Consider the following 4772-nt stretch of genomic DNA (forward strand, 5'->3'; position numbering starts at 1 on the left):
CCGCCACATTCGCCACATGCGACTTCACCGTCGCCGTGCCGTCCTTGATGTCGTAGCCCTTGGTGCGAAAGCGCTGCAGCAGCTCATGCGTCGGGTTCTCCATGTCCAGCAACTGGCGGTCGGCCAGGCTGGCGAAGAATTCCTCGATCTGCTTTTGCGTGATCGGCCGGCCGAAACGGTCCTCGAAGACCGATTGCAGCTTGGGATAGGTCTCGCAGCCAGGCAGCACTTCCAGCAGGAAGAACTGCCAGGGCTCCAGGTCGTGCACCTTGTTCAGCAGCTTGTCCCGCAGCAGGTAGCTCGGCTGATCGTCCTTGGAGATCTTGAACGCCTCCAGCCGCTTCGGCAGGTAGGCAGGCAGGGCCACCTTCTTGGTTTGCTCACTCATGACCGAATCTTTCTGCTGTTAATTCGTGCTGCTGCTGACAACTGCAGCATTGCTGTCGAGGATGTCCGGTGCGGCCACCTTCCAGCCACCGCCCATGGCCTTGTAGACCTGGATCAGCGAGAGCTGCGTGTCGCGTTGCACATCGACCTGCAGCCGCTCGGCCGAGGTCAGTTGGCGCTCGGCTTCCAGGGCCTCGAAGACCGTGCCCATGCCACCTTCGTAGCGCTTGCGGGCGTAGCGCGCGCCTTCCTGCGCAGCCTTCAGCTGGCGGGTCAGCACGTCGGCCCGCTCGCGGGTCTTCTGGTAGAACAACAATGCGTCCTCGACCTCGAAGAAGGCGTTCTGAACCGCCTTGCGGTAGGCATCGACGTGCAAGGCCTGCACCGCTTCGGCCTGGCGCACGTTGGCATCCAGCGCACCGCCATCGAACAGCTTGGCCAGCACTTGCGTGCCGGCGCTGCCGAAGCTGGCCGGTGCGGTCAGCAGCTTGGAAAGGTCGGTGCTGGCGTAGCCGAACAGGCCGGTCAGCGAAATCACCGGAAAGTATTCGGCCTTGGCCACGCCGATGCGGGCATTGGCAGCGATCAGGTTCTGCTCGGCCATGCGCACGTCAGGCCGCTGCGCCAGCACCTGCGACGGAATGCCTTGCGGCACCGGCGGCGCCTTCAGGTCGTTCAGCGCCCTCGCCCGCGCCACCGCCGAAGGCTCCACGCCCAACAGGATGGACAGCGCGTTTTCGGTTGCGGCAATCTCGCGCTCTTTCGGCGGGATCGCTGCTGCGGCCTCTTCCATCACCATGCGCGACTGGAACACCGGCAGCATCGAGAAGCCGCCCTTGGCCTGGCGCGACTCGGTTAGGCGCGCGGTTTCCTGGCGGCTGGCCAGTTCCTTCTTCAACAGCACCAGATCCTGGTCCAGCGCCAGCAACTGCACATAGCTGGCGACCACGTTGGCCACCACGGTCAGCGTCAGCGCGCGGCGGTTTTCGTCAATCGCGGTCAGGTCGGCCAGGTAGGCCTCGTTGGTGCGGCGCACCCGGCCCCAGATGTCCAGCTCCCAGCTCACCTGGGCCTGCAGCTCGTAGGCCGCGCTGTTGACCGGCGTGCGGTTGGACAGCGGCACCTGCCGCTCCTCGCTCATCTTCTCGCGGTTGGAGCTGCCGCGGGCGCTGACGCTGGGCAGTTCCTGGGCCTTGGCGATGTCGAGGCGGGCGGCGTATTCACGCACCCGGCCAGCGGCAATCTTCAGGTCCTTGTTGTTGTCCAGTGCCAGCTGCACCAGCGCTTCCAGCTTGGGGTCGCCAAAGGCTTTCCACCAGGCCAGGTTGGCCATGTCTGCCGAAGCGACAGGGGCAGCAGCAGCGGGCTCCGCGGTGGCCTGGGCTGGCACGGGCAGCGTGGTGCGCCAAGCAGCAGGCTCGGTCACCTTGGGGCGCTCGAAATCCGGGCCGACAGCGGCGCAGCCGGACAAGGCAGCCGCCAGCACGGCGGCGGCGACAGGAAGTAGGCGCATGGTCGTTCCCTCGCCACGGCGCGGCATGTCTGCCAGCGGGGCGCTCTGCACAAGATGCGGTTGAGGAGGATGGATGCGGCGCATGCTCATTCCTCGGTGAACCGGTCGGCCAGCATGTCGAGCGCGTGGTCCTCGATTTCCTTGACGCGCACCAGGCGGTTGTGCAGCTCTTCAAGAATCGCCTCGAACCAGCGGATCTCATACTCGATGTGGCGCCGCTCGGCGATGATGTCCTCCATCGGCATGTTGGGCGGTGGCCGCCCTTCCTCGTCGAAGAGGAACTTGATGCCTTCGGCGATGCGCTGGTTCGTGTTGATGTGCTGAACCTGCTTCTCGACGAACTTCTTGACCTTCTTGGCCTTGAATTCCTTGATGACCGCCAGCCGCAGTGCGCGCTGGTTCTCGGACAAGGTGTCGAGTTTCGGATGGCTGGTCACCGGATCGCCATCGATGTGGCCGATCTTGGGCCGGTTGCCCGGCGGACGCTCGTTTGGATCGCTCATGCCAGCCCCTCGGCCGACGAGTACGCCGGCCGATCCCCCGAGGGGGCGAGCGCGGACGAGAGTCGTCCAGTGGACGACTCTCGCCAGCGAGCGGCCGGCTTGGGAGCGGCCCGGCGCTCGGCCCGCACGGAATAAGTTGACACGGGGTGTCTCATACTGAGTCGTTTCTCAATCTCTGGCGCCGCCGGTCAGCGGTAGCCGAATTCATGCGCCAGCTCGATCACGCGCGGGTCCAGGCCCTTGCCGTCGGGTCGCCAGGCCAGCGGCTTGTCCAGCGGCGGCACCTTGACCTTGTGGGCACGGAAGGCCGGGCCGCGGAGGAAGTTGGGGTCGTTGCCGAACAGCGCGGTGATGGGGCCGAAACAGGCAAAAGGCGAACGCTCGGGATGCATCATCGCGTCGATCGCCTCGGCATCGTCACGAATGCCCAGCCAGCGGCAGACCTCGCCCAGGAAGTGGGTCGGGTCATGCATGATGTCCTCGCCGCGCACCCGGATCTGCTGCTCGGGCGGCACCATCTGCAGGAAGTTGAAGATGTTGGTGTTCAGGTCGTGCCAGGCGAACTGCGGGTCGACGATGGCGCGGTCTTCCAGGAAGTCGATCGAGTTCACATACATCGCGAACGCGCCGTCGTTCAGCGCCATGATGGACTTGCAGGTCGCCACCGGGTGCCGCACCAGGTGCAGGAAGCGGGCGTCCGGGAAGGCCCGGTAGATCGCCTGCATGCGCTTGAGCGAAATCGTGTACGACGGACTCTTTTCCACCGCGATCAGCGGATCGATGTCGCGCACCAGTTCCTGGTAGACCTCGGCCGTGCTGCGGTGCTGGCGCGCGAAGCACCAGTGGTTGGCCATCTTGATGGTGGCCGTGGTCTGCTCGCCGCCATAGATCTCGGCGACCGCACGCAGCAGGCCCTGGCGGGTCTTGGAGAAGTTCTCGATCTCGTCGCTGGTCCGCGTCCAGAGCTGGATCAGCGTCTCGACGTTGAACAGGCACAGCTCCGGCAGACCGAAGGTTTGGGGATGCTGGCCGATCATCGCGTTCATCAGCGACGTGTACGACCTCGGCGGGGCGAGCAGGAACAGCGGGGCGGCCATGGTGCGTCCCGCTCAGGCGAACAGCGCGTGCGCTTCGGCGATGGCCCGGCCGGCGGCGCACATGCCATCACCAGCGCTGCCCACCTGGAAGTACACCTTGTCCAAAACCATGACCCCAACTCCCGCTGTATTCAGCCGTTCCTTGCCTGCACCGGCCGCCCGAGGGGACGACACGACACGCTGGAGGTCAGGAAACGCCCCTCCAGCCCCAATTCTTCGCTGCCAGCACACCCGCCAGCGCCGCTTTCGCCACGCCCGCCAGCCCAAGCTCAGCGCTTGCTCATGGGACATACCCGGAGCCGCCATGCAAGGCCGGCCGGAATGCCTCATGATGCTGGGTTGACCTTTTGCAGTATGCCCGCTCTTGGTGCCTGCCCCGAGGGCCTTCTTGGCACCCCAGCAACGCAACCCCTAGAAGCAAAGCCATCTGCAACCAACATCGGTCTCACGTCGCCATCCTCCGTCAGCAGCGCTAGGGTGCTACGAGTCCGGTGGCGTTCAGACCGGGTTTTCACCTGGGTTGGCTTATGCAATTTGTACGCCTGCTCATGCGAAAGATATGCATGAACCCCACGAATGCAGGGGGTCAGCCGATCTGAAAGAGAACTGCAACGGCACATGGGTCAACGTCCCACAGATGTGGCTTGACCGGAGACGGCCGGCAGCGCAGGCCCTTCAAGCCGAACGATGTCGGCCTGGCGAGGGCCGGACATGCTGGCCACCACCTCGCCCTGCGGCGTGATGGCAAACGAGCGATACAACCGAAGCTGGCCCGGTGGCAACGTGAAAGCGATCCGCGGCGCGGCGCCCAGCTCGTCCCGCCGCACCACCTGGTCCTGCTCGGGCCCACGCTCGACCAGCCACAGCGCACCGTCATGCCACTGCCAGTTGGCCCAGTCTTCCGAGCCCAGGGCGTCGGTGACCAGAGTTGGCGCACCAGTGCGGCCGACCTGGTCCAGCGGCCGCCGCCACAGCCCCGGCTTGCCCAGCCGCGCGTAATACAACCAGAGACCGCTGCGTGTGCGCACCTCGCGGCCGAAGTGGCCCTGGTCATCGGTCAGGCGCTGGAAATCGTGGCGCTGCAGGTCGAAGCGCCACAGGTCCCAGCCGCCGCCGCGGCCGCTGGCCACCAGCAGGCTGCGCCCATCCAGTGACCAGCTGACGCTGTTGTAGCCACCGGTTTGCGGCAGCACCTGCAGCGGCTCGTCACGGTCCAGGCGGCCGATGACCAGCGCGTCGTGTTGCGCCCCGGGCGCCCGCAAACTGGTCGCA

General features: G+C 65.7%; 4 protein-coding genes and 1 pseudogene. All 5 read right to left on the reverse strand.

The genetic code is table 11. The features are described 5' to 3' along the window. Nucleotides 1-388: pseudogene (locus tag FKP22_RS21275) on the reverse strand (HlyD family secretion protein); the annotation flags it as partial. An 18-nt stretch (nt 389-406) separates the two neighbouring features. Then, nucleotides 407-1900: an efflux transporter outer membrane subunit gene (locus FKP22_RS21280; RefSeq protein ID WP_170201000.1), complete on the reverse strand. Its 1494-nt coding sequence runs from the start codon at nt 1898-1900 to the stop codon at nt 407-409. A gap of 86 nt (nt 1901-1986) precedes the next feature. Beyond that, on the reverse strand, nt 1987-2403 hold the full coding sequence (locus FKP22_RS21285; RefSeq protein ID WP_141289691.1) for a hypothetical protein: 417 nt from the start codon (nt 2401-2403) through the stop codon (nt 1987-1989). Nucleotides 2404-2591: 188 nt separating this feature from the next. Beyond that, nucleotides 2592-3500: a sulfotransferase family protein gene (locus FKP22_RS21290; protein ID WP_141289692.1), complete on the reverse strand. Its 909-nt coding sequence runs from the start codon at nt 3498-3500 to the stop codon at nt 2592-2594. A gap of 623 nt (nt 3501-4123) precedes the next feature. Then, a partial coding sequence (locus FKP22_RS21295; RefSeq protein WP_141289693.1) for a TolB family protein occupies nt 4124-4772 on the reverse strand: 649 nt, incomplete at its 5' end.

The organism is Ideonella azotifigens (assembly GCF_006519715.1).
Classification (GTDB): domain Bacteria; phylum Pseudomonadota; class Gammaproteobacteria; order Burkholderiales; family Burkholderiaceae_C; genus Ideonella; species Ideonella azotifigens.

What these genes read in the sequence shown, in the direction of transcription:
- FKP22_RS21290 (WP_141289692.1), bottom strand. Translation starts at nt 3,500, where the DNA reads ATGGCCGCCCCGCTGTTCCTGCTCGCCCCGCCGAGGTCGTACACGTCG.
- FKP22_RS21285 (WP_141289691.1), bottom strand. Translation starts at nt 2,403, where the DNA reads ATGAGCGATCCAAACGAGCGTCCGCCGGGCAACCGGCCCAAGATCGGC.
- FKP22_RS21280 (WP_170201000.1), bottom strand. Translation starts at nt 1,900, where the DNA reads ATGCGCCTACTTCCTGTCGCCGCCGCCGTGCTGGCGGCTGCCTTGTCC.